The following is a 24,498-nucleotide window of genomic DNA, read 5'->3' as shown; positions in this document are numbered from 1 at the left end:
GCGGACGATGCGGCGCGGCTGCCCCAGTGGCGGCGGCGCGTTCGGCGGCCCGCTACAGCAGGCCGAGGGACGCGAGTTCCCGGCGCAGCGCCTCCGGCATCTCGGCGAGGTCGCCCGCTTGGCCCTCGCCGAGATCGGCGGGGGCGTCGGCGGCGGAGAGGTAGCGCCATCCCTGGAAGGGGCGGCAGGGCCGGGGCGTCACGGGCACGAGGCGCTCATCCAGCACGATCCGGCAGCGGGGGATCCCGTCCTCCCCGGTCAGGGGCTCCAGGGCGAGGATCGCCTGCCGGCAGCACAGGCTGCCCTTGATCACCCAGTAGAGCGACCCCTTGCCGGCGATGTCCCGGTGGCGTTTCGGCAGGGTCCGCGTCACGTGGACGGGATGGGCCGCGGTGCCCTCCCGGGCGCGGTAGGCGGTCTGGCGGGCGGCGAGGTCGGCGATCGAGGCGGGGCCGACGCTGAGCTTGATGAGGTGCAGAGCCACGGAGAGCCGGAGGGAGCGCGGGGTCGGCGCCCCCTATACCGGCTGCCCGCCCCTCATGCGAACAGCGCGAGACGCCGCTCCGGGGTCTCCGCGTCGAGCCCGGCGAGGGACATCGCCTCGGGCTCCTCCAGGGCGAACTCGAACAGGGGGTCGGTCTCCACCTCCGCCGTCCAGGCCGGCTCCGCGGCCGCCTCCGGGGCGGGCGCGTCGGTGAGGGGGGCTTGCGCAAGACCTTGGGCAGGACCTTGTGCAAGCCCTTGGGCAGGACCTTGGACCGTATCCGTCCCGGCGGGGGGCGAGACCGGGACGAAGACGATGTCCTCGTGGAGCGCCGGGCTGCCCGGCTGGGCGACGATGGCCGCCGCCGTCATGGCCGGCACCGTCATGGCGATGTAGCGGTCCACGTCGAGCTGGCAGAGATCCTCCTCGGAGGGCTTGGCGCCCCCGCCCGCCTCCGGCGGCGGCGGGATCCGGGCGATCTCCCCGCCCCAGATCGCCATCATGGCGGTGATCCGGTCCTCCAGGTAGCGCAGGGTGTAGATGATCCGCGCGGTGCGCTGGGCGGTGAGGTCCTGGAAGGAGCAGGCGGTGTAGATCGCCGTCGCGTGCCGGTCGAGGGCCTCGCAGGTCTCGGGCTCGACGTTGCGCTCGCGCAGGGTCCAGGCCGCCTCCTGCACCGCCTCGGCGGCGCCGAGGATGTCGGAGGTCGCCTGCTCGGTCGCCCGGACGATGGCGTCCAGCGCCTGCGAGGCGGTGGCGAGCCGCGTCTGGTCGGCGCCGGGCACGCTGATCGCGGTGATCTCGGCCTTGGTCCGGCTGATCGCCTCGGCCATCTCCACGAGGTCGCCGCGCAGGTTGCCGACCGCCTCCGCGGCCCGGTCGACGGTGACGGCCCGCTCCAGCTGCTCGATGGCGGTGAGGACGGTCTGCATCTCCCCGGTGCGGGCCCGGCGGGCGTGCTCGACGAGGAAGCGCTGCCCGCGCTCGCTGGCGCCGATCGTCGATTCGATCGCGGCGTATTCCCCCGCATCGATCGCGTGGGCGCTGGGCAGACCGGACATCGACGGGGCTTCCGAATGAGGGGCGCCGGGCAGGGCGGGGTCCCTGTCCGACGCGTCCCGGGAGGCCACGAGATTGACATGGGTGGTTTAACGCGCGCTTACGACGCGCTCCGCCCCCGGCAGCCCCCTCCCCCGTCCCGTGCCAGCTCCCCCCGGCGCGCTGCGCCTGTCGCTGCTCTACGCCGTCGTCTTCACCGAGATCGGCATCGCCATGCCGTTCATGCCGGTCTGGCTGTCCACCCTCGGCCTCGATGCTGGGGTGATCGGCCTGTTGCTGGCCCTGCCCATCGCCACGCGGATCGTCGCGACGGCGCCGCTGATGGCGCTGATCGACCGGGGGCTCGGGGCGCGGCGGCTGATCGTGGCCGGCAGCGCCTGCGTGGCCGCCACCTACGCCGCCATGGCCCCCGCCTCCGCCCTCGGCTGGCCGGCGCTGGCCGTGCTCACCGTGCTGAACGCGGTGGCCGCCGCGCCCCTCGTCCCCTCCATCGACTACCTGACCCTCGCCGCCGTGCGCCGGGAGCCGCGCCTCTCCTATGCGCGCATCCGCCTGGCGGGCTCGGTGGCCTTCCTCGCCGCCAACCTCGTGGGCGGGGCGCTGCTCGCCGCCCTCGGCGGGCGGCTGGCGGTGCCGATCCTGCTCACCGGCCTCGCCCTCGTCGCCTGCCTCACGGCGAGCCTCGACCGCACGCAGGCCGAGCCGCGGCGGCCCCCCGCCCCCGGCCCCGCCCCGCGCCTGCCCCGGCGGCTCTGGCTGTGCATCGCCGCGGGCGCGGCGATCCAGGCGAGCCACGCGGCGATCTACGGCTTCGGCAGCATCCACTGGACCGCCCACGGCATCGGGCCGGCGGCCGTCGGCGCCCTGTGGGCGACGGGGGTGCTGGCCGAGATCGCCCTGTTCGCGGCGGCCCCCCTCCTCCCGGCGGCGTGGCGCGGGCCGGTGCCCCTGTTGGCCGTGGGGGCGACGGCGGGGATCGTGCGGGCGGCCGGGCTGTTCCTGGTGGGCGACCGGCTGGAGACCCTGGTGCCCCTGCAGGCCCTGCACGGCCTGACCTTCGGCGCGACGCAGCTCGGGACGATGGAGGCGGTCTCCTCCCTCTCGCCGGAGGGCGCGAGGGGGCGGGCGCAGGGCACCCTCTCGGCGGTGAATGCGGGCGTGTCGGTGACGGCGACCCTGGCGAGCGGGCTGATCTACCGGGAGGCGGGGGCCGCCGTGTTCCTCGCCATGGCGCCGCTGGCCGCCTGCGGGCTCGCCCTCGCCCTGGCGGCGGGACGATGGGGCCGAGAGAGGAATCCTCAACCCTAATCTCGTCATATCCCTGGCGCACCATGCACCGTGACCGCGGCGTGTCCGCCCGCACGGACGGCGTGCGGCAAGCTCTGCCCTACGGTCCGCTCCCGATGCCCGGCGCGGCGGACGCGCGTGTAATGAAGGAGATCCGCTCGTGCTGACCGATGGGCTCGCGCCCGGCACGGCATCGCTGACGGAGGCGGCTGACGGGCGGATGCGCCTCGGCGGACGCTGGACCGCCGACCAAGCGCCGGCCGTGGAGGCCGCGGCCGCCCGGATCGCGGCGGGCGGGCATGCGCGCCTGGTCGTCGACCTCGGCGGGATCGAACGCCTGGACACCCTCGGCGCCTGGGTGCTGGAGCGGACCCGCGCCGAGGTCGAGGCCGCGGGCGGCGCGCTGGGCTATCTCGGCACGCGCCCCGAGCACCGGACCCTGCTCGGCGAGGTGGCGATCCGCGGGGAGGCCCCCGTGCCCCCCAAGCCGCTCGGGTTCGCCCTCGGCCTCCTCGACGGCCTCGGCCGGCAGGTGGCGAGCGGCGGGCGGCAGATGGTCGTCGGGACCGGCTTCCTCGGGGAGGTGATGGCCGCCTGCGGCCGGGTCGCCCTGCGGCCCCGGAGCTTCCGCGGGACGGCCCTGGTCAACCAGCTGCAGCAGATGGCGCTGAACGGCGCGCCGATCATCATCCTGATCTCGTTCCTCGTGGGCGGGATCATCGCGCAGCAGGGCATCTTCCAGCTCCAGCGGTTCGGCGCGCAGACCTTCGTCGTCAACCTGATCGGCCTCCTGATCCTGCGCGAGATGGGCGTGCTGCTCACGGCGATCATGGTGGCGGGCCGCTCCGGCTCGGCGATCACCGCCGAGATCGGCTCCATGCGGATGCGCGAGGAGGTGGATGCCCTGCGGGTGATGGGGCTCGACGCCACCGAGATCCTGATCGTCCCGCGCATCCTCGCGCTGATGGTCAGCCTGCCGATGCTGACGCTGATCGGCGACCTCGCGGCGCTGGCCGGCGGCGGGCTGACGGCGATGGTCTACGGCGGCCTCACCCTGGACCAGTTCCTGGCCCGCCTCCAGGCGGCGGTGGGGGTGCACCACGTCACGGTGGGGCTGATCAAGGCGCCGTTCATGGCGCTCACCATCGGCCTCATCGCCACCATCGAGGGCTTCGCCGTGGAGGGCTCGGCGGAATCGCTCGGGCGCCACGTCACGGCCTCGGTGGTGAAGTCCATCTTCATGGTCATCGTCCTCGATGGCCTGTTCGCGGTGTTCTTCGCCGCCATCGACTTCTGAGACCGCCTCGTATGACCTCACCCGCACCGTCATTGCGAGCGCCGCGAAGCGCTCCAGCGGCGCCACGCCAGGCGATGGCCCGCTGCCCTGGATCGCTTCGCGACGCTCGCGATGACGGGTGGCGCAGGGGGGCGGCCGGTGAGTGAGTCCCAGGACCCCATCATCCGCGTGCGCGACCTCGTCGTCGGCTTTCGCGACAAGACCATCCTCAAGGGCCTGAACCTCGACATCCGCCGGGGCGAGATCCTGGGGTTCGTCGGCCCGTCGGGGCAGGGCAAGTCGGTGCTGACCCGCACCATCCTCGGCCTCGTGCCCAAGCGCTCCGGCACCATCGAGGTGTTCGGCCGGGATGTGGACGGGCTGAGCTACGCCGAGCGGCGGCGGATGGAGACCCGCTGGGGCGTGCTGTTCCAGCAGGGCGCCCTGTTCTCCTCGCTGACCGTGAAGCAGAACATCCAGGTGCCGATGCGCGAGCACCTGAAGCTCTCCGGCCGGCTGCTCGACGAGTTCGCCCGCCTCAAGATCGAGATGGTCGGCCTGAAGCCGGACGCCGCCGACAAGCTGCCCTCCGAACTCTCCGGCGGCATGATCAAGCGCGCGGCGCTGGCGCGCTCCCTGGCGCTCGACCCCGAGATCCTGTTCCTCGACGAGCCGACCTCGGGCCTCGACCCGATCGGCGCCGGGGAGTTCGACGACCTCGTCTCCACCCTCAAGGAGACGCTGGGGCTGACCGTATTCATGGTCACCCACGACCTCGACAGCCTGTACACCGCCTGCGACCGCATCGCGGCGCTGGGCGACGGCCAGATCATCGCCGCCGGCACGGTGGAGGAGATGCTGGAAAACCCCCATCCCTGGCTGCGCTCGTACTTCCACGGCAAGCGGGCCCGCGCCGTCGCGGGCGGCCCCTCCGCCCTGAAGGCGCAAAGCCAGGATCCCCTCGCCGCAGCGACCGGAGGCTGACCTCATGGAAACCCGCGCGAACTACGCCCTCATCGGCGCCTTCACCCTGGCCGTCATCCTGGCGGGCTTCGGCTTCACCCTCTGGCTGGCGGGGGGCTCGTCCCGGCAGGTCAGCGAGAGCGTCCGGATCGTCTTCTCCGGCTCGGTCGGCGGCCTGTCGCGGGGCTCGGGGGTGACCTTCAACGGCATCAAGGTCGGCGAGGTCACCGACATCCACCTCGCCCCGCAGGATCCGCGGCGGGTGCTGGCCATGGTCAAGGTCGAGCCCTCGACGCCCCTGAAGGCGGACACCCGCGCCCGGCTCGATTCGGCGATGCTGACCGGCGTCTCGGTGATCGCGCTGACCGGCGGCGACGCGGACGCGCCGCCCCTCAAGCCCGGCGCCAACGGCGAGCCGGCGACGATCTTCGCCCAGACCTCCGACATCCAGGACATGATGGCGCTCGCCCGCCAGGTCGCCCAGCGGGCCGACGAGATGCTCTCCCGCCTCGACCGGGTGGTGGCCGGCAACGAGGGCGCCATCAACCGCTCCCTCTCCAACGTCGAGACCTTCTCGAAGACCCTCGCCGACGCCGCTCCCTCCATGGCGGCCCTGGTGAAGGCGGTGGACGGCAACCGCCTCGGCCGGGTGGTCGAGAACGCCGACAAGTTCTCCTCGGCCCTGGCCGGCGCCGGCCCCGACATCCAGGCGGGCGTGCACGACGCCCGCTCCCTGGCGGCCAAGCTCGACGCCTCCGCCGACAGGATCGACGCGGTGCTGAAGGGCGCCGAGGGCTTCCTCGGCTCCGCCTCCGGCAAGGAGGGGGCGAGCACCTTCACCGAGATCCGCGAGGCGGCGATCTCCGTGCGCGACGCGGGCCGCGCCTTCCGCACCATGTCGGAGAACCTCGACAAGCGCACCGCCAGCATCACCACGAGCGTCGGCCGCCTCTCCGGCAGCGGACGGCGCGAGGTGGAGGCCCTGTCCGGCGACGGGCAGCGCACCCTCGGCACCCTCAACCGCACCGTGCGCAGCCTGGAGCGGGATCCGTCGCAGGTCATCTTCGGGGGCAAGCCGTCGTTGCCCGAATACAACGGTGGCCGCTGAATCCGGCCGTCGTCGGGTGATTGTGCCGGGGCGCACTGCAGCGATTCCGCGACGGCATAGTTTCGCCTGCATAGCTTTGGTGTCCTGCCGGCCTGCGGCAGGATCTGACAGGTTGTGCGTATGACCCGACCGCGACTCCTGCCGGCGACCCTGCTGCTCGCCGCCGCCCTCGGCGGCTGCGGCGGCGCGGCGCCGCTGACCTTCGACCTCGCCGCCCTGCCCGTGGGCGGGCGCCCCACCGCGGCGGGACGGGCGATCGTGGTCTCGGAACCGGTCGGCATCCAGCCCTTCGAGGCGGACCGGATCATCGTGCGCGAGGGCGGCGGCTCGCTCTCCTTCCTCGGCGGCGGCCAGTGGGCCGACCGGCTCCCCCGCCTGATCCAGACCCGGATCATCCAGAGCCTGGAGAATTCCGGACGCCTGCGCTCGGTGAGCCGGCCGGGCGACAAGGTGGCGGCGGACTACCAGCTGATCAGCGAGATCCGGGCCTTCGACATCCAGACCGCCACGGGCGAGGCGGTGGTGGACCTGTCGCTCAAGCTCGTGGCCGACGGCACCGGCCGGGTGGCGGCGGCGCGGATCTTCACGGCGCGCGTGCCCGTGGCCTCGGTGGATGCCGGCTCCGGCGCCCGCGCCCTCGACCAAGCCCTCGTCACCGTGCTCGGCGACATCGTGCGCTGGGTGAACACCGGGCGGTAGGTCCCCGCCACCACGCGTCTTTGCGAGCGTAGCGAAGCAACCCAGGGATGCGGGCCGCCTCCGAACGTGGCGCTGCCCCCGGGTTGCTTCGCTTCGCTCGCAATGACGGTGGGGGTGGGAGGAGGGTTACCCCTCACTCCATCACGGCGGCCTTCATGATGACCACCATGGTGGCCCGGCCCGGCCCTTCGGCGCAGCGCACGAGGTGGGGCCGGTCGCAGCGGTAGCGCAGGGTCTCGCCGGGCCGGGCCCGCTGGAGCGCGCCGCCGACCTCGACCTCGAACACCCCCTCCGTCACCGACAGGGATTCCACCGAGCCGCGCTGGTGCGGATCGGAATCGAGCACCCCGCCGGGGTCGGCGCTGACCTCGTACCATTGCAGCCACTCGACGGTCTTGATCCAGCCGACGATGGCGAGCCGCACCTTGCCATCGTCGGAGACGAGGATCGGCGTGTCGGCGCGGGAGGTCTTCTCGATGAACGGCTCCTCGTCCCCCGCCGCCAGGACGCGCTCGATCGAGACGTCCAGGGCCTGGGACAGGCGCCAGATCGTGGCGAGCGTCGGGTTGGTCTCGTTGCGCTCGATCTGGCTGATGATCGACTTGGCGACGCCGGATTGCTCGGCGAGGTCCGACAATGACAGGTTGTAGGCCTTGCGCAGGCGCTGGATCGTCTTGCCGAGCTGCCCCGACAGGACCTGCGCCCCCGTCAGCAGGTCCCGCGTCCTGCCGGGCCGCTCCGTCCGCTCCGCCTGATCCCGCATGGCCCTTCGATCCGCCCGGCCCGTTCCGTTCATCGAACGATCGTACGCTTCTTCAAACGCAAACGGATGACGGGCGCAAGGTTTCGCGGGGTGCCTCCGTGCTACGGCCGCGCCCTCTTTCCCCCTCTGCGCAGCGGGGGGAGGGAAACCCGCCCCGCCTTCGCGAGGCGCGGCAGCCGCTTACGGGCCTTCGCTCCACCAGGCATGGAAGTGGTGCACCGGCCCGTGGCCGCCGCCGATGGCGAGCCGGTCGGCGGCGGCGAGGGCGGCGGTGAGGTAGTCCTTGGCAGCGGGGACCGCCTCCGGCAGGGGCATCCCCCGGGCGAGGAAGGCGGCGATGGCGGCCGAGAGGGTGCAGCCGGTGCCGTGGGTGTTGCGGGTCGCCACCCGGGGGGCGGCCAGGCGCAGGGTGAACCCGTCCCCCATGGCGAGGTGATCGACGCTCTCGGGGCCGGTGCCGTGGCCGCCCTTCACCAGCGCCGCCCGGGCGCCGAGCGCCAGGAGGCGGCTTGCCTGCCCGGCGCCGTCGTCCCCGTCCGGCTCGTCCAGCAGCACCGCCGCCTCGGGCCTGTTGGGGGTGATGAGGTCCACCCGCGGCAGCAGCCGCGCCCGCAGCACCGCCACCGCCTCCCCGGCGATGAGCCGGTCGCCGCTGGTGGCGACCATCACGGGGTCGAGCACCACCGGGATGCCCCCCGCGTGCCGGGCGAGCCCGTCGGCCACGGCGGCGATGACGTCGGGCCGGGACAGCATCCCGATCTTCACCGCGCCGACCGTCAGGTCGGAGAACACGCTGTCGATCTGGCGGGCGACGAACTCGGCCGGCACGTCGTGGATGCCCTGGACGCCACGGGTGTTCTGCGCCGTCAGCGCGGTGATCACGCTGGCGCCGTAGACGCCGAGCGCCGAGAAGGTCTTGAGGTCGGCCTGGATCCCCGCGCCGCCGCCGGAATCCGAGCCGGCGATGGTGACCGCGATCGGCGTCATCGCCCCGCCCCCCGCTGCGCCAGGGCGGCGTCGATCCGGGCGCGCAGCGCGCGGGCTCTCTCGCGCACGGGCTCGGCCCCGAACAGGGCCGAGATCACCGCCACCCCGTCCGCCCCGGCGGCGATGACCTCGCCCGCGTTGTCGAGGCCGATCCCGGCGATGGCCCCCACCGGCAGGCCCGGCCCCCGCGCCAGCCGCGCCCGGAACAGGATGCGCGACAGCCCGTCGAGGCCCACCGGCGGGTCCGGGTTGTCCTTGCTCGTGGTGGCGAAGACCCCGCCGATGCAGGCGTAGTCGATGGGCAGCCGGTACAGCTCGTCCGCCTGGGCCGCCGACTTCACGGTGAGGCCGATGATCGCCCCCGGCCCGAGCAGCCGGCGGGCATCGGCGGGGTGCATGTCCGACTGGCCGAGGTGCACGCCGTCTGCCCCCGCCGCCAGGGCGAGGTCGACCCGGTCGTTGACGAGGAGTGGCACGCGCCCGCCCAGCGCCGCCCCGATCGCCCGCAGGCGCTCCAGGGTGGCGCGGGCGTCGGCGATGTCCTTCTCCCGGTACTGGAGCAGGGTGCAGCCCCCCGCCGCCGCCTCGGCGCCGAGGCGGCCCAGGGCCTCGCCGTCGCCGCCGCACACGCCGGTATCGAGCAGGCCGTAGAGTCGCAGGTCCACCGCCCGCGCCCCCGCCTCCGCCCTGTCGGCCATCGCACCCGCCGCCATCGTCGCCCTCCGGCCCGGACACGCCCGCCCCTGCCGGCGCCGTCCGCGATGGCTATTGTTTGGGTGGCGCGGGCCGGGTTGGCAAGCGACGGGCACCGCGGGCGCCCCTGGATACGGGCCCCCGGCAGGCGTATCTCACCCTCATCCCCCCGACGGAAAGGCTCGGAGAGCAATGTCCGGAACGACCCGTTCGAGCGCCGACCTCGACCCCCGCCGCCGCCGCACCCTGTTCCGGGCCTGGCACCGGGGCATCCGCGAGATGGACCTGATCATGGGCCGCTTCGCCGACGCGCAGATCGGCACCCTGTCCGATGCGGAGCTCGACCTGTTCGAGGCGCTGATCGAGGTGCCCGACCGCGACCTGTTCAAGTGGCTGACCGGCGAGGCCGAGACGCCCTCGAACTACGACACCCCCGTGTGGCGCCGCCTGCGCGACTTCCACCGGCACGACGCACCGATCCATTCCTGACGAGGACCCACCCATGAGCGAGCCGGATTCCGCCGACGCGCGACCGCCCTACGACCACCCGGCCCGCTCCATCGCCACCGAACTGGTGGTCCGGGTGATGCTCGAGATGCTGGAGCGCGCCGACCCGACGCTGCGCGCCGAGATCCTCCGGCAGGCGGGCGAGCGCGCCGCCGCCATGACCGCGGGCATGCCCAACGCGGAGTTCTTCCGCGGCCGGGTGGAGACGGCGCTGGACGAGATCGTCGGGGCCAAGGGCTGAGGGGGGACTGAGGAGGGGCGAGCGGTCAGCCCGTCTTGTCGCTCGCCTGCATGTAATGACGCAGGATCGCGTTGATGCGGGTCTGGTAGCCGCGCCCGTCCTTGCGGAAGAACTGCAGCACGTCGCTGTCGAGCTTGATCGAGATCGCTTCCTTGGCGGGGGGCGCGGCGGGCACGCCCTCCCAGAACGCGTCGTCGAGGCCGGGATGGTCCGGGTCGGTGGCCGCCAGGGTCTCGATGTCCGCCTCGGTGAGCGCGGCGAGCTTGGCCCGGTCGCTCTGCGAGGCGACGGGCCGGTAGGAGCCGTCCGGCTGGCGGCCGAGCAAAGTCCCGTCCGACAGGCGGGTGAAGACGATCTCAGAGGCGTTCGCCATAGCGGGCCCGCTCCTTCCGGTTCGCCGGCCAGGCCGTGACAAGCGACGTCACGGGGCCGCGCAGGGTGTAGACGACCGTAAAGACGCTCCCCGCGCGGCGCCGACGGTGACGCGCCGGACCTCTCCATAGTCCCACCGGGCGTCGATGACATCGAGACCGGCGCCAGTCCGCGAGCGATGCGGGGTTGCGGCGCAGCGGGAACCCTGGATCGCCGCGGCGCGATGGGCTAACGCCCGGTCCATCCGTGGACGCCGCCCCCGGCGGACGAACATCCCGCGAACGAGCCCCGATGGCCAAGCCTCAACCGAAGCCCCAGCCGGCTGCCCCCAAACCGCAGACCGCCCGCTTCGCCCTGCCGAAGTCCTCCGCCCTCGCCAAGGCGATGGACGCCCTCAGGCGCGGCGACAGCCCCATCCTCGCGGGGGTGCCGGAGGGGTTCGACGCGGTGGTGGCCGCCGACCTCGCCCGGGCCCTGGCCCCCGAGGCCAAGGGCCCGGCGGTGCTGGTCCACGTGGCGCGCGATTCGGGGCGTTCGGCCTCGTTCCAGGCGGCGCTCGGCTTCGCCGCCCCCGAGCTCGACATCATGTCCCTGCCGGCCTGGGACTGCCAGCCCTACGACCGGGTCTCGCCCACCACCGCGGTGGCCGCCCAGCGGGTGACGGCGCTGGCCCGCCTCGCCCGGACGCGCTCGTCGGAGGAGCGCCCGCGCATCCTCTGCACCACCATCAACGCCCTGGTGCAGCGGGTGCCGCCGAAGGCGCACATCGCCCGGGAGACCTTCTCGGCCGCCATCGGCAACGTCGTGAAGATGGACGACATCGTCGCCTGGGTGGAGGCCAACGGCTTCCTGCGCACCGGCACCGTGCGCGACACCGGGGAGTACGCCGTCCGCGGCGGCATCCTCGACCTGTCGCCCCCGGGGCTGGCCGCGCCGATCCGCCTCGACTTCTTCGGCGACACCCTCGAATCGATCCGCGCCTTCGACCCCGAGACCCAGCGCACCACCGGGCAGCTGCGCTCCCTCGACCTCGTGCCGATGAGCGAGGTGCAGCTCACCACCGAGACGATCCGGCGCTTCCGCCAGGGCTACGTCCAGAGCTTCGGCGCCCCGACCCGGGACGACCGCCTCTACGAGACGGTGAGCGAGGGCCGGCGCTATGCCGGCCTCGAACACTGGATGCCCCTGTTCCACGGCGAGCTCGACACCCTGTTCGACTACCTCGCGGGGGTGCCCCTGCTGTTCGACCCGCAGGTGGAGGAGGCGGCGGGCGAGCGCCTCGCCCTGGTGCAGGACTATTTCCACGCCCGCGAGACCGCCCTCAAGGCCCCGCAGGCGGGGGTGGCGCCCTACAGGCCGCTGCCGCCCCGGGCGCTCTACCTCACCCAGAACGAGGTGAAGGAGCGCATCGCCACGGTGACGGTCGCCCGGCTGACCCCCTTCGACCAGCCGGAGACGGCCGAGCGCGCCGTCATCGATTGCGGCGCCAAGCCCGGCCGCACCTTCGCCGCCGAGCGGGCGGACGAGCAGGCCAGCGTGTTCGACGCGGCGGTGGCCCATATCCGCGACCTCATGGGATCCGGTCATCACGTGATCCTGGGATCCTGGTCCGACGGGTCCCGGGACCGGCTCTGCGGCGTGCTGGCCGACCACGGCCTGAAGAAGCCGGTGGCGATCACCCGGCTGTCGGACGTCTACGCCCTCAAGCGCGGCGCCGACGCGGCGGTGGCGGTGTGGGGGCTGGAGGCCGGCTTCACCGTCGGCGAGCTGGCGGTGGTGTCGGAGGGGGACATCCTGGGCGACCGGCTGGTGCGCCAGAAGCGCAAGGCCAAGCGCCCGCAGGACGTGATCCTGGAGGTCCAGGCCCTCCAGCCCGGGGATCTCGTGGTCCATGCCGACCACGGCATCGGCCGGTTCATCGGCCTCAGGACGATCCACGCGGCGGGCGCCCCGCACGATTGCCTCGAGCTGCAGTACAACGGCGGCCAACTGCTGCTGCCGGTGGAGAACATCGAGCTGCTCACCCGCTACGGCTCGGAGGATTCCGAGGTCGCCCTGGACCGGCTCGGCGGCGGCGCGTGGCAGGCCCGCAAGGCCAAGATGAAGCGCCGCATCCTCGAGATGGCGGGGGAGCTCATCAAGATCGCCGCCCAGCGCTTCGTGAAGAAGGCCCCCGCCCTCAAGGCGCCGGACGGGCTCTACGGCGAGTTCGCCGCCCGCTTCCCCTTCGAGGAGACCGAGGACCAGGCCGGCGCCATCGACGCGGTGCTGGACGACCTCAATGCCGGCCGCCCCATGGACCGGCTGGTCTGCGGCGATGTCGGCTTCGGCAAGACCGAGGTGGCGCTGCGCGGCGCCTTCGCGGCGGCGATCTCGGGCAAGCAGGTGGCGGTGATCGTGCCCACCACCCTGCTGGCCCGCCAGCACTACCGGACCTTCGCCGAGCGCTTCAAGGGGCTGCCGATCCAGGTGGCGCAGCTCTCGCGCTTCGTCTCGGCGGCGGACATGAAGCAGACCCGGGCTGGGCTCGCGGCGGGCACCGTCGACATCGTGGTCGGCACCCACGCCCTGCTCGCCAAGAACATCGCGTTCAAGGATCTCGGCCTGCTGATCGTGGACGAGGAGCAGCATTTCGGCGTCTCCCACAAGGAGCGGCTGAAGGCGCTCCAGGCGGACGTGCACGTCCTCACCCTCTCCGCGACGCCGATCCCGCGCACCCTGCAGCTCGCCATGACCGGGGTGCGGGAACTGTCGATCATCGCCACGCCCCCGGTGGACCGGCTGGTGGTGCGGACCTTCATCACGCCCTTCGACCCGCTCACCATCCGCGAGGCGCTGCTGCGCGAGCGCTACCGCGGCGGCCAGTCGTTCTACGTGGTGCCGCGCATCGAGGACCTCGCGGAGGTCAAGAAATTCCTCGATGCGGAGATGCCGGAGATCAAGGTCGCGGTGGCCCACGGCCAGATGGCGGCGGGGCAGCTGGAAGACGTGATGACCGCCTTCTACGAGGGCAAGTTCGACGTGCTGCTCTCGACCACGATCGTGGAATCGGGCCTCGACATCCCCACCGCCAACACCCTCATCGTCCACCGGGCGGACATGTTCGGGCTGGCGCAGCTCTACCAGCTGCGCGGCCGGGTCGGCCGCTCGAAGGCCCGGGCCTACGCCCTGTTCACCACCCCGGCCGGGCGCCAGCTCACCCCGCAGGCCGAGCAGCGGCTCAAGGTGCTCCAGGGGCTCGACACCCTGGGCGCGGGCTTCCAGCTCGCCTCCCACGACCTCGACATCCGCGGCGCCGGCAACCTGCTCGGCGACGCCCAGTCCGGCCACATCAAGGAGGTCGGCTACGAGCTCTACCAGCAGATGCTGGAGGATGCGGTCACCGCCCTCAAGGCCGGCATCGAGGACGTGCCGGAGGAGGCGTGGTCCCCCACCATCGCGCTCGGCGCCCCCGTCACCATCCCGGAGGAGTATGTGGAGGACCTGGGCGTGCGCCTCGCCCTCTACCGGCGGCTGGCCACCATCCAGGACGACGCCGAGATGGAGAGCTTCGGCGCCGAGATGATCGACCGCTTCGGGCCGCTGCCGCCGGAGGTGGAGCAGCTCCTGAAGATCGGCACGATCAAGATCCTGTGCCTGCGGGCCAACATCGAGAAGGTCGAGGCCGGGCCGAAGGGCGTGGTCGTCCACTTCCGCGACCGGTCCTACGCCAACCCGACGGGCCTCGTGGCCTTCGTCGCGGAGCAGGCCTCCTTCGCGAAGGTGCGCCCGGACATGAGCGTGGTGTTCGTGCGCGAGCTGCCCTCCATCCCGGCGCGGCTCAAGACCGCCACCGACGTGCTCAGGAGCCTCGTGAAGATCGCCGAGCGGGGGAAGAAGGCGGCCTAGGGGACAGGCGACGCGACGTTGCCCTCCCCCCACCCATTCCCCTCATCCTGAGAGTCTGGCCGGAAAGGCGAAGACCACCCCCCCGTCTTTGCGAGCGCAGCGAAGCAATCCAGGGTTCCGCCACCGTCTTGAGGCGTCCCGCTGCCCTGGATTGCTTCGCTGACGCTCGCAAAGACGAGGCGGGAGGGAGGGGCCGCTCAAGCTTCTCGGCCAGACACCGAGGCGCTGCGCAACAGTCTCAGGGGGCCGGGATGAGGGAAGCATAAGACGATCCGACCGCTTTTCTGCCCGGCGCGACCGAACCTTCCCGGATTCGCGAGGTTCAACCCCTGAGACCGGCAGATACTCCACCTGAGTATCAATCGGGTCCGCTGCGCTTCCGCAGGGAGGAACCTCCATGTTCTACGTCGACAAGCGCCTTCAGTATCCCGTCAAGGTCGAGAACCCCGATCCGATCTACGCCCGCATGCTCCAGCAGGCGATCGGCGGCATCGAGGGCGAGATCCGGGTCTGCATGCAGTACTTCTTCCAGGGCTGGGGCGCCCGGGGGCCGACGACGAAGTACCGCGACATGCTCCTCAACACCGCCACCGAGGAGATGGGCCATATCGAGATGCTGGCCACGGCGGTGGCGCTGAACCTCGAGAAGGCCCCGACCACCCTTCAGGAGGAGGGCGCGGCCGACGGCATCGTCGGCACGGTGATGGGCGGCGGCAACGCCCGGCACACCATCGAGGGCATGCTCCACCGGCACATCCTCTCCACCGGCTTGGCGGCCTTCCCCGCCAATTGCGAAGGCGTGCCCTTCGACATGAGCCACATCTACGCCAGCGGGAACCTCGCCGCCGACATGTACTGCAACGTCGCCGCCGAGACGACGGGCCGGGTGCTGGCGGTCCGCCTCTACAACGCCGCCCACGATGCCGGCATGAAGGACATGCTGCACTTCATGATCGCCCGCGACACGATGCACCAGCAGCAGTGGCTGGCGGTGATCGAGGAGCTCGGCGGCCAGCAGGGCAACCTGCCGATCCCGAACTCTTTCCCCCAGGAGAAGGAGGACGGCGCGAACGCCTACAACTTCTACGTCAACTCCGTCGACGGCACCGCGCCGGAGGGACGCTGGACGCAGGGGCCGTCGCTGGACGGCAAGGGCACCTACAGCATGTTCAAGAACAAGCCGATGGGCGAGGAGCCCGTCCTCGGCCCGGCCCGGCCCGACAGCGGGGCGCAGACCGAGCAGATGGCCTAAGGCTCCGGGGCCCGCGGCGGTCGCCCGACCGCCGCGGGCTTCCCTCACCGCACGCTATCCTATGATAAGAGGGGGCGGTTTTCGCGAACGGAGCAGCCCCCTTGACCGGGTCCGAGGAACAGATCGAGGGCGAGCTCGTCGCCGACCGGATCCAATTGAAGCGGAGCGAGGCGGTCAAGCGCCCCCTGGTGCAGCGGTTGAACCGGATCGAAGGGCAGGTCCGCGGCCTGCGCAAGATGGTCGAGGAAGACCGCTACTGCCTCGACGAACTGCAGCAGATCAACGCCATGAGCGCGGCCCTGCGGGAGGTGGCCCTGGCGATCATCGCCGAGCACGTGGCCGTGGGCGTGAGGCTCTCCGCCCGGCCCGACGTGCCCGAGGCCGTGGCCATCGAGGACGTGATGCGCGTCCTGCGCGCGGCCATGCGCCGGGACGGGTGAGCCCGCCGTTGCCACGGGGCGGCGGAACTGGCTCTCTCGGGCCGGCGGGCGGGGGCGAAGCGATGGCGGGTTCGGCGGGAACCGGGGCGACGGCGGGGGCGGGATCGTCGGACAGGCCGGGCCTGTTCGCGCCGCTCTTCACCGACATCCGCGTCGCGGCGGTGCTGGGCCTCGGCTTCGCCCAGGGGATGCCGTTCCTGCTCGTCTACGCCACCCAGTCGGCATGGCTCAGCGAGGCCAAGGTGCCCCTGGCGACCATCGGCCTGATGAGCGAACTCACGGTCGCCTACAAGTTCAAGTTCCTCTGGGCGCCCTTCCTCGACCGCTACGACCCGCCCCTCCTCGGCCGCCTCCTCGGCCGGCGCCGGGGCTGGATCGTGGCCGCGCAGGCCGCGGTGGCGGCGGCGCTGGCCGGCGTCGCCTTCGGGGACCCCGCCCACTGGCTCGCCTGGACCATCGCCTTCTCCCTGGCGCTGGGCGTGGCGGGGGCGACCCAGGACATCGTGGTCGATGGCTGGCGCATCGCCGTGGCCCCCGTGGAACGGCAGGCGCTGATGTCCTCCTGGGCGGAGATCGGCTACCGCTGCGGCAACCTCGCGGCGGGGGCCGGGGCGCTCTACCTCGCGGACGCCTACGGCTGGCGCGCGGCCTACCTCTGCATGGCCGCCCTGATGGCGCCGGGCACCGTCGCCGCGCTGATGGCCCCCGAGCCGTCCACGGAGGGGCAGCCGACCCGGGCCGGGCTGGTGGAGACGATCTGGGCGCCGATCCGCGACCTGATCGGCCGGCTCGGGCCCCTGGCCGTGCCGGTGCTGCTGCTGGTGGCGGGTTTCCGGATGCCGGGATACGTCTCGAACGCCATGGCGATCCCGCTGTTCAAGCAGCTCGGCTACTCGAACACCGACATCGCCACCGTCACCAAGCTGTTCGGCTTCTGGATCGCCCTGGGCGGCACCTTCCTGGCGAGCGCCATCATCCCCCGGATCGGCATGATGGCGAGCCTGCTGTTCGGCACGGTGGCGGCCTCGGCCTCCCATCTCGCCCTGGCCTACCTCGCGTGGCACGGGGGGCACGGGGGCGCCGCCTTCTGGACCTTCGCGGCCAGCGTCGGGATCGACGGCTTCGCCTATGCCTTCGCCTCGATCGTGCTGATCACCTACATGTCGCGGCTGGCCGATTCGCAGCACGCGGCCAGCCAGTACGCCCTGCTGACCTCCCTCTGCGCCCTGCCCGGCAGCGTGCTCGCCGGGTTCTCGGGCTTCGTCATCGAGGCCACCGGCTTCCCCGCCTTCTTCGTCGGCACCGCGCTGATCGGCCTGCCCGTGGCCGCGCTCTGCCTCTTCGTCGCCCACCGCCACGGGATGATGGACCGTCGCGGCGAAGTGCGGCCGCTTTAGCCGGAGATTAACCCTGACACCCCCTTAATGGGCTCGGTTGATTTTCCCCAGTCGGGACATCCGGCCCGCCCGGCCGACGACCGCGGACCCGTCCGCGGCGGTGGGCGGCGGCTGCCCGACGGGGCGTGCAGGGCTCAGTGGTCATGTCCAGCATCGCGTATGCCCGCCGTCCCCGTCAGCGGCGCTCGCCCCTGCCGGCGCTCGCCTGCCTGACCGCCCTCGCGGCGGCGGGCTGGACGGTCCTGAACCGCCCGCACGGGGAGGGCCTGCGCGCCACCCCCCCGGTGCTGGAGGCCGGGGCCCGGTTGCGCGGGCCGCTCCCCGACGTCGCCTGGGTGTTCGATCCGGCGCCGGTCCTCGGGAGCGCCGCGGCGGGCGGCTTCCTGCGCGACCTGCCCGTCCTGGCCCTGAACGCCGCCCTCCCCCCGGCGGCGCCCGTGGCCGTGCTCGCCGAGGCCGCCCCGGCCGTCCCGGCCACTTCCGCCGCCCTGGCCCCGCCCCGCCGCGTCGCCGCGGCCGAGCCGACCCTGGTGCCCCTGCCCGTCCCCCGCCCGGCCGGCCTCGCAGCCCCCGCGCGGGCCGTGCCCCCGGGGGCCGTCGCCGCCGCCGCCCCTGCCCCCGCCCCCGCCCCGGTGCGGGTCGCCACCCGGCGCGCCGGGCCCGCCACCCGCGACGTGTTCCGCGCCGCCATCGCCGAGGAGCCCTCGTTCCTCGAGCGCCTGTTCGGGGGCGGCAGCGCCCCGGCGGGGGCGGGCCAAGCCCTCGCCTATGCCGGCCCCGACGCGATCGCCACGCCCCGGGGGCGCCTCGTCCCGGCCCCCTCGTCCGACACCTCGGCCGGGGTCGCGGTCTACGACATCAGCGCCAGCACCGTGACCCTCCCGAGCGGCGAGGTGCTGGAGGCCCATTCCGGCTACGGCGACCTGATGGACGACCCGCGCTACGTGCATGTGCGCATGCGCGGGGCCACGCCCCCCGGCACCTACGAGATGACCGAGCGCGGGGCGCTGTTCCACGGCGTCCGGGCGATCCGCCTCACGCCCCAGGGCGGCAGCGGCGCGATCCACGGCCGCGACGGCATCCTGGCCCACACCTACATGCTGCGGGCGCAGCCCGGCGCGTCGAACGGCTGCGTCGTGTTCCGCGATTACGACCGCTTCCTGCGGGCCTTCCTGCGCGGTGAGGTGCGCCGGATGGTCGTGGTGGCCGGGAACCGCTCCGCCCGGATCGACCTCGCCCGGCGCTGACCCGCGCCGGCCCCCTTTGAATTGCGCGCAATTCTCGAGTTGACCGACCGAACTTGGTAAAAATTCACGATATGCTTGAGATGCGTGGGATTGCGTGTCTCGAGCCGCGGTTCGAGGGGAAAAACACTGGCCAATTCTGCTGGAATCGTTGCAGAAACGTTTCAGACAAACATCGGAACTGGCCGTGAAGAAGATCCTCGCCGTCGCATCGCTGTCGATGGCCGCCGTGGGCGCCTATGCGGAGATCGCCCTGCATGAGGATGGCCGCTCGCTGGCGAGCACCGCCGTCGCGACCAAGGCGGCGCTGTTCCAGCCCTCGCCGATCCCGGCGCACTGGGTCGTGGCGGGCAACCCGGTGGCCGAGGCCGTGGAGGTCTCCCGGACCCAGGACGACGGCGCCCAGGTCTTCCTGTGGCGGACCACGGCGGGGACCTTCCGCTGGACCCACATGTCCGACGAGATCGTCACCATCCTCCGGGGTGAGGTGTTCGTCACCGACGCCGACGGCACGCGGCACCACCTGACGGTGGGCGACGTGGCGCATTTCCCGGCGGGCGCCATCCAGACCTGGGAGGTGCCGAAGGAGCTGCTGAAGTCGGCGATCCTCAAGCACCGGAGCCCGGCTTCGGTGGAGGCGCCCATGCGCTGGCTGCGCCAGATGCGCGCGATGGTCTCCGGCTGAGCCGCGCCGGCCGCCGCCGCCTTCCTGCCCCGTCCCCTTCCCCTTTCCCCCGCCCCTCCCCCGCCCCTTCCGCCTCCCGCGCGTGACGTTTTGTATCGTCGCACGGGGCCCTCCCCCCGCGGGGCCGCACGCAAAAGCGCCGTCCCGGGGGCGGATGCCGTTGCTTTCGGGAGGTCGCTGGCTATAGTCCGCGCGCTTTTCGCCGAGCCTTTCCGCCGCCCGGACGACGCCGAATCCGGCCTCGTCGGCCGGCGGTGGGCCGGCTTTCCGATCGCAGGAGATGCACGTTGATCACCCCCGCCTTCGCGCAAGGGGCCGGCGCGACCGCCGGTGGAGCGGAGATCGCCTTCCAGGTGATCCCCTTCGTCTTGATCTTCGTGATCATGTACTTCCTGATCCTTCGGCCGCAGCAGAAGCGGGTCAAGGATCATCAGGCGCTGATCAAGGCCGTCCGCCGGGACGACACCGTCGTCACCAACGGCGGCCTCGTCGGCCGGGTGGTGAAGTCCCAGGACGACCAGCCCGAGATCGAGGTCGAGATCGCCCCGAACGTCCGCGTCCGGGTCGTGCGCTCGATGATCTCCGAGGTCCGCGCCAAGGGCGGCCCGGCGAAGGCCGCCTGAGGCCGCGGCCGGTCACCGTCTTCGGGCATCACGTGAGAGTGTCGGCGCAAGTCACCGGCCGATCGAGAGAAACAATCCGCCGATGTTGCGCTTCTCCCGTGCGAAGATCATCGCGACGCTCGCGGTCATCCTGGTGGGGCTGGCGCTCGCCATCCCGAGCTTCTTCTCGCCCGAGCAGCGGAAGGGCTTCGTGGCGAGCCTTCCGCCCTGGTTCCCCCACTGGATCGTCCCGACCCGGGCGATCGTGCTCGGCCTCGACCTCCAGGGGGGCTCCCAGCTCCTCCTCGAGGTCGATCAGAACGACCTGATCGCCTCGCAGGCCAAGTCGCTGCGCGACGACGTCCGCCGCACGCTCCAGCAGGAGAGTGTCCGCGCCGACGGGGGCATCCAGCTCCTGCAGCGCGGGGTGCAGGTGAAGATCAGCGACGATGCGGCGAGGGCCAAGGCCCTGCCGAAGCTGCGCGACCTCGCCGCGCCCATCGCCACCTCCATCGGCCAGACCGGCGCCCGCACCCTCGACGTCACCGAGCAGCCCGGCGGCATCGTCCGCCTGACCCTCACCGATGCCGGCGTCACCGACCGCACCCGCCGGGCGGTGAGCCAGGGCATCGAGGTCATCCGCCGCCGCCTCGATTCGACCGGCACGACCGAGCCGTCGATCCAGCAGCAGGGCGCCGACCGCATCCTGATCCAGGTGCCGGGCGAGCAGAACCCGGAGCGGCTGGAGAAGCTCCTCGGCTCCACCGCCAAGCTCGAGTTCCGCATGCTGGCCGACAGCCCGACCGGGGACGTCGATCTGCTCCCCTCGAAGGACAGCAAGGGCGCCAAGGTGCCGGTGGAGCGCCGGGTGATGGCCGACGGCAGCGAGCTGACGGACGCGCAGCCCGCCTTCGACCAGCAGAGCCACGAGCCGATGGTGAGCTTCAAGTTCAACCTGCGCGGCGCCCAGCGCTTCGGGCAGGCCACGAGCGAGAACATCGGCCGCCCCATGGCGATCGTGCTCGACAACGAGGTGGTCTCGGCCCCGGTCATCCGCTCGGCGATCACCGGCGGCTCCGGCCAGATCACCGGCAACTTCACCGTCCAGCAGGCCAACGACCTCGCCGTGCTGCTCCGGGCCGGCGCCCTGCCGGCCAAGTTCACCGTGGTCGAGCGCCGGGTCGTCGGGCCGGGCCTCGGGCGCGATTCCATCGAGGCGGGCAAGCTCGCGACGCTGGTCGCCGCCGGCCTCGTCGTCTGCTTCATGTTCGCGACCTACGGCACCTTCGGCTTCATCGCCAACATCGCCCTCATGGTCCATGTCGGGCTGATCCTCGGCCTGATGTCGGTGCTGGAGGCGACGATGACCCTGCCCGGCATCGCCGGCATCGTGCTCACCATCGGCACGGCGGTCGATTCGAACGTGCTGATCTACGAGCGCATGCGCGAGGAGAGCCGCGCCGGCCGCTCGCTGATCTCGGCGCTCCAGGCCGGGTTCGACCGGGCCTTCGCGACGATCATCGACTCGAACTCGACCATGGCCATCGCCGCCCTGATCCTGTTCTTCATGGGCTCCGGCCCGGTGAAGGGCTTCGCCGTGGTGTTCATCCTCGGCATCCTCACCACCGTCATCACCGCCGTGACGCTGACGCGGATGATGATCGCGGTATGGTACAAGTCCTTCCGGCCCAAGGCCCTGCCGTTCTGATCAATAGAGATTTCGTCGAAGAGGTCCGCGACCCGCCTTCCGTTCGAACCCGGATCGAAGCGCAGACCCCGTCATCCCGGGGCTGCGCAGCAGAACCCGGGATCCAGACACGCCGACGGTGCCGGATCCGGCATGGCCGGGGGTCTGGCTTCCGGGCTCGCCCTCCGGGCGCCCCGGAATGACGGCGATCGGTCGAAAGGCCCGTCGCGCACCCAGGAACCGAGACTGACCATGCGCCTGCTACGCCTCTGGCCCGATGAATCGCATTTCGACTTCATGCGGTTCCGGCGCTTCACCTTCCCGCTCTCGGCGGTGCTGTCGCTCGCCACCGTGGTGCTGTTCCTGACGGTGGGGCTGAACTTCGGTATCGACTTCAAGGGCGGCACCCTGGTCGAGCTGCAGGCGAAGTCGGGCACGGCGGACGTCGCCGCGATCCGCCACACGGCGGCGGGCTTCGGCTTCGGCGAGCCGGAGGTGCAGGAACTCGGCAACCAGGGCACCGTGCTGGTGCGCCTGCCGCTGCAGCAGGGCGAGCAGGGCCAGACCGCGGTGATGCAGAAGGCGCACGACGCCTTCGACAAGGAGTACGACTTCCGCCGCACCGAGACGGTCGGCCCCCGCGTCTCGGGCGAGCTGGTCCAGTCGGGCACGATCGGCGTCGTGCTCTCGGTGATCGCGGTGCTGCTCTACCTGTGGTTCCGGTTCGAGCGGGAATTGGCGCTCGGCGCCATCGTCGGCACCCTGCACGACATCGTGCTGACGGTGGGCGTGTTCATCATCACCCGCATCGAGTTCAACATGACCTCGATCGCGGCGATCCTCACCATCGTCGGCTACTCGCTGAACGAGACGGTGGTGGTGTTCGACCGGACCCGCGAGCTGATGCGCCGGTACAAGACCATCCCCACGGTGGAGCTGCTCAACCTGTCGATCAACTCCACCATGTCGCGCACGGTGATGACCTCGATCTCCTCAGCCCTGTCGCTGCTGGCGCTGGTGCTGTTCGGCGGCGAGGCGATCAACGGCTTCGCCGTGGTGATGCTGTGCGGCGTCCTGATCTGCACCTACTCGGCGATCTTCGTCTCGACTCCGGTGTTGATCTATCTCGGGCTGATGCTCTCGGGGGCGCGCGCCGCCTCCGAGCGGTCCGGCCTCCCGCAACCGGCGGAGTAGTCGTTTCCGGACATGGCAGAGCAGGAGACGTCGAAGGGCTTCGAATCCGGCTTCGTGCCGGGGCGCCACATCATCGACACCTACGGCAACGGCGGCTTCCGCTTCGCCGGGATGTCGCACCGGGGCTCGATCCTGCTGCTGCCCTCGGGGGTGTCCGCATGGCCCGTCGCCGGGCCGCGGGAGATCGACCGCTCGGCCCTGCGCCCGGTCCAGGCCGAGGCGGCGGGGATCGAGCTGCTGCTCATCGGCACGGGGCTGGACATCGTGGCCATCGACCCCGCCCTGCGCGGCTGGCTGAAGGAGGCCGGCGTCGGCCTCGACGTGATGCAGACGGGGGCGGCGGCGCGGACCTACAACATCCTAGTGGGCGAGAACCGCAAGGTCGCCGCCGCCCTGATCGCGGTCGCGTGATGGCCGAGGCGGCGCGGGACCAGGACGCTCCGGCCGAGACCGGCCTGCCCTTCGCGCAGGCCCATTGCGAGGCGCTGGTCCGCGAGGGCGACCCGGACCGCTACCTCGCCACCCTGTTCGCCCCGGCCGCGGCCCGGCCGCACCTCTTCGCCCTCTACGCCTTCAGCCTCACGGTGGCGCGGGTGCGCGAGGCCGCCTCGAACCCCATGGCCGGGGAGATCCGCCTGCAATGGTGGCGCGACGCCCTCCAGGGCGAGGCGCGGGGCGACGTGAAGGCCAACCCCGTGGCGGCGGCCCTGGAGGAGGCGATCCGGGCCGGCCGCCTGAGCCGCCAGCCCTTCGTGGACCTGATCGATGCCCGCGTCTTCGACCTCTACGAGGATCCGATGCCGCGGGTGAACGACCTGGAGGGCTATTGTGGCGAGACCGCCTCGGCCCTGTTCCGGATCGCGAGCCTGATCATCGGCGGCGGCGCCGAGCCCGGCGGCGCGGCGGCGGCCGGGCATGCGGGCGTCGCCTACGGGATCACCGGCCTGCTGCGCGCCCTGCCCTGGCATTCCCGCGCGGGCCAGGTCTACCTGCCCCACGACATCCTCGCCCGTTACGGGGTCACCCGCGAGGACATCGTCACCGGCCGGGGCGGCCCCGGCCTGCGCGGGGTCTGCGCGGACCTCCGCGGCCTCGCGCGGCAGCACCTCGCCGCCTACGAGGCCGGGCGCGCGACCATCGCCCCCGCCGCCCGCACCGCCTTCCTGCCCGTCGCCCTGGTGGAGCCCCACCTGACGGCGATGGACCGGACCTCCTACGATCCCCTCAACACCACCATCGACCTGCCCCGCTGGCGCCGGGTGTGGCGCCTGTGGCGGGCCTCGAGGAATATCGGCTAGGGGTCAGCAGGGCGCCGCCCTGCACCCGCCAAAGGGCGCGGCCCTTTGGGAACCCCGACAAGGCTTACCGCGTGAGGGTGATGGACGACCTTGCGCGGGTCGAGCGAGAAGCGCGACGGCCAGGGCAGGTCGCTCAAGCGGGTCCGTGCTCCACGAGCCGCAAGTGTGGCCGCCGTCGCCGACGCGCCGGGCGGGTCGGCGAATTCGACCTCGTAGGTGGCGCCCTCGCGCCAGACCCCCACGATGGTGCCCTGCCGCCCGGCCTCGATCCGGTCGCCGTCATCCGTGACGGCCGCAGCCGTCAGCGCGACGCGGTCGAGGTCGCGCAAGGGAAGGTCAGGCTCGGCCTGCATATCCACCGGCATGGGGAAT

At 72.2% G+C, this 24,498-nt stretch carries 25 protein-coding genes; 18 read left to right on the top strand and 7 right to left on the bottom strand.

Features of this window, described 5'->3' with window-relative positions; translation table 11 throughout:
• Positions 1-52 precede the first annotated feature (52 nt).
• A complete protein-coding gene (locus tag MKK53_RS17890; RefSeq protein ID WP_243930063.1) occupies positions 53-484 on the bottom strand; it encodes a DUF1489 family protein in 432 nt (143 codons plus the stop codon).
• A 53-nt stretch (positions 485-537) separates the two neighbouring features.
• Positions 538-1,545 (bottom strand): hypothetical protein, encoded by a 1,008-nt coding sequence (locus MKK53_RS17885; protein WP_243930062.1) that lies wholly within the window; start codon positions 1,543-1,545, stop codon positions 538-540.
• 139 nt (positions 1,546-1,684) lie between these two features.
• Between MKK53_RS17885 and MKK53_RS17880 the strand changes: the two genes are divergently transcribed.
• The 5 genes from MKK53_RS17880 (at position 1,685) to MKK53_RS17860 (ending at position 6,876) form a co-directional block, all read left to right on the top strand.
• Positions 1,685-2,851: an MFS transporter gene (locus tag MKK53_RS17880; RefSeq protein WP_243930061.1), complete on the top strand. Its 1,167-nt coding sequence runs from the start codon at positions 1,685-1,687 to the stop codon at positions 2,849-2,851.
• A gap of 199 nt (positions 2,852-3,050) precedes the next feature.
• Positions 3,051-4,127, top strand: a complete 1,077-nt coding sequence (locus MKK53_RS17875; protein WP_243930082.1) for an ABC transporter permease — start codon at positions 3,051-3,053, stop codon at positions 4,125-4,127.
• 138 nt (positions 4,128-4,265) lie between these two features.
• Positions 4,266-5,090, top strand: a complete 825-nt coding sequence (locus MKK53_RS17870; protein WP_409564357.1) for an ABC transporter ATP-binding protein — start codon at positions 4,266-4,268, stop codon at positions 5,088-5,090.
• 4 nt (positions 5,091-5,094) lie between these two features.
• A complete protein-coding gene (locus tag MKK53_RS17865; RefSeq protein ID WP_243930059.1) occupies positions 5,095-6,177 on the top strand; it encodes an MlaD family protein in 1,083 nt (360 codons plus the stop codon).
• Positions 6,178-6,297: 120 nt separating this feature from the next.
• A complete protein-coding gene (locus tag MKK53_RS17860; RefSeq protein WP_243930058.1) occupies positions 6,298-6,876 on the top strand; it encodes an ABC-type transport auxiliary lipoprotein family protein in 579 nt (192 codons plus the stop codon).
• Between the two features lie 133 nt (positions 6,877-7,009).
• On the opposite strand, the gene MKK53_RS17855 is transcribed toward MKK53_RS17860, so the two are convergent.
• The 3 genes from MKK53_RS17855 to thiE form a co-directional block, all read right to left on the bottom strand.
• Positions 7,010-7,639 carry a helix-turn-helix domain-containing protein gene (locus MKK53_RS17855; RefSeq protein ID WP_243930057.1) on the bottom strand — a complete coding sequence of 210 codons (630 nt, stop codon included), beginning with the start codon at positions 7,637-7,639 and terminating at the stop codon, positions 7,010-7,012.
• Between the two features lie 180 nt (positions 7,640-7,819).
• Positions 7,820-8,626, bottom strand: a complete 807-nt coding sequence (thiD, locus tag MKK53_RS17850; RefSeq protein ID WP_243930056.1) for a bifunctional hydroxymethylpyrimidine kinase/phosphomethylpyrimidine kinase — start codon at positions 8,624-8,626, stop codon at positions 7,820-7,822.
• Positions 8,623-9,339, bottom strand: coding sequence for a thiamine phosphate synthase (gene thiE, locus MKK53_RS17845; RefSeq protein ID WP_243930055.1), 717 nt, complete (start codon positions 9,337-9,339; stop codon positions 8,623-8,625). The genes thiD and thiE overlap by 4 nt, the downstream gene beginning before the upstream one ends.
• Positions 9,340-9,511: 172 nt before the next feature.
• Between thiE and MKK53_RS17840 the strand changes: the two genes are divergently transcribed.
• Both MKK53_RS17840 and MKK53_RS17835 read left to right on the top strand, forming a co-directional pair.
• Positions 9,512-9,808 carry a succinate dehydrogenase assembly factor 2 gene (locus tag MKK53_RS17840; protein ID WP_243930054.1) on the top strand — a complete coding sequence of 99 codons (297 nt, stop codon included), beginning with the start codon at positions 9,512-9,514 and terminating at the stop codon, positions 9,806-9,808.
• Between the two features lie 13 nt (positions 9,809-9,821).
• Positions 9,822-10,067 carry a hypothetical protein gene (locus MKK53_RS17835; protein WP_243930053.1) on the top strand — a complete coding sequence of 82 codons (246 nt, stop codon included), beginning with the start codon at positions 9,822-9,824 and terminating at the stop codon, positions 10,065-10,067.
• 25 nt (positions 10,068-10,092) lie between these two features.
• Here the strand turns inward: MKK53_RS17835 and MKK53_RS17830 are convergent, their stop codons facing one another.
• On the bottom strand, positions 10,093-10,440 hold the full coding sequence (locus MKK53_RS17830; protein WP_243930052.1) for a BrnA antitoxin family protein: 348 nt from the start codon (positions 10,438-10,440) through the stop codon (positions 10,093-10,095).
• Positions 10,441-10,730: 290 nt separating this feature from the next.
• On the opposite strand from MKK53_RS17830, the gene mfd reads away from it, so the two are divergent.
• The 11 genes from mfd (at position 10,731) to MKK53_RS17775 (ending at position 24,126) form a co-directional block, all read left to right on the top strand.
• Entirely contained in the window at positions 10,731-14,327 is a 3,597-nt protein-coding gene (gene mfd / locus MKK53_RS17825; RefSeq protein WP_243930051.1) for a transcription-repair coupling factor, read from the top strand.
• A gap of 397 nt (positions 14,328-14,724) precedes the next feature.
• A complete protein-coding gene (locus MKK53_RS17820) occupies positions 14,725-15,579 on the top strand; it encodes a manganese catalase family protein (RefSeq protein ID WP_243930050.1) in 855 nt (284 codons plus the stop codon).
• A 101-nt stretch (positions 15,580-15,680) separates the two neighbouring features.
• Entirely contained in the window at positions 15,681-16,019 is a 339-nt protein-coding gene (locus MKK53_RS17815; protein WP_409564355.1) for a metal-sensitive transcriptional regulator, read from the top strand.
• Between the two features lie 62 nt (positions 16,020-16,081).
• The gene (locus MKK53_RS17810; protein ID WP_243930049.1) at positions 16,082-17,416 is read left to right on the top strand and encodes an AmpG family muropeptide MFS transporter; all 1,335 of its coding nucleotides are present in this window, start codon (positions 16,082-16,084) and stop codon (positions 17,414-17,416) included.
• 143 nt (positions 17,417-17,559) lie between these two features.
• Positions 17,560-18,663 (top strand): DUF2778 domain-containing protein, encoded by a 1,104-nt coding sequence (locus MKK53_RS17805; protein ID WP_243930048.1) that lies wholly within the window; start codon positions 17,560-17,562, stop codon positions 18,661-18,663.
• A 184-nt stretch (positions 18,664-18,847) separates the two neighbouring features.
• Positions 18,848-19,345 (top strand): cupin domain-containing protein, encoded by a 498-nt coding sequence (locus MKK53_RS17800; protein ID WP_243930047.1) that lies wholly within the window; start codon positions 18,848-18,850, stop codon positions 19,343-19,345.
• A gap of 287 nt (positions 19,346-19,632) precedes the next feature.
• Positions 19,633-19,968, top strand: coding sequence for a preprotein translocase subunit YajC (gene yajC, locus MKK53_RS17795; RefSeq protein WP_243930046.1), 336 nt, complete (start codon positions 19,633-19,635; stop codon positions 19,966-19,968).
• Positions 19,969-20,050: 82 nt separating this feature from the next.
• The gene (gene secD, locus MKK53_RS17790; protein WP_243930045.1) at positions 20,051-21,655 is read left to right on the top strand and encodes a protein translocase subunit SecD; all 1,605 of its coding nucleotides are present in this window, start codon (positions 20,051-20,053) and stop codon (positions 21,653-21,655) included.
• Between the two features lie 231 nt (positions 21,656-21,886).
• Positions 21,887-22,828 (top strand): protein translocase subunit SecF, encoded by a 942-nt coding sequence (gene secF, locus MKK53_RS17785; protein WP_243930044.1) that lies wholly within the window; start codon positions 21,887-21,889, stop codon positions 22,826-22,828.
• A gap of 12 nt (positions 22,829-22,840) precedes the next feature.
• Complete coding sequence (locus MKK53_RS17780; RefSeq protein ID WP_243930043.1) at positions 22,841-23,239, top strand: Mth938-like domain-containing protein; 399 nt, start codon at positions 22,841-22,843, stop codon at positions 23,237-23,239.
• Complete coding sequence (locus MKK53_RS17775; protein ID WP_243930042.1) at positions 23,239-24,126, top strand: phytoene/squalene synthase family protein; 888 nt, start codon at positions 23,239-23,241, stop codon at positions 24,124-24,126. The genes MKK53_RS17780 and MKK53_RS17775 overlap by 1 nt, the downstream gene beginning before the upstream one ends.
• Here MKK53_RS17775 and MKK53_RS17770 read toward each other — a convergent pair.
• Positions 24,123-24,455: a DUF4926 domain-containing protein gene (locus MKK53_RS17770; protein ID WP_243930041.1), complete on the bottom strand. Its 333-nt coding sequence runs from the start codon at positions 24,453-24,455 to the stop codon at positions 24,123-24,125. The two genes, MKK53_RS17775 and MKK53_RS17770, sit on opposite strands and share 4 nt — an antisense overlap.
• Positions 24,456-24,498: the final 43 nt, after the last annotated feature.

It is taken from the genome of Methylobacterium sp. J-076 (genome assembly GCF_022829405.1).
Taxonomy (GTDB): domain Bacteria; phylum Pseudomonadota; class Alphaproteobacteria; order Rhizobiales; family Beijerinckiaceae; genus Methylobacterium.
The sequence above is the reverse complement of the archived record's forward strand: the minus strand, read 5'-3'. Positions and strand labels throughout refer to the sequence as shown.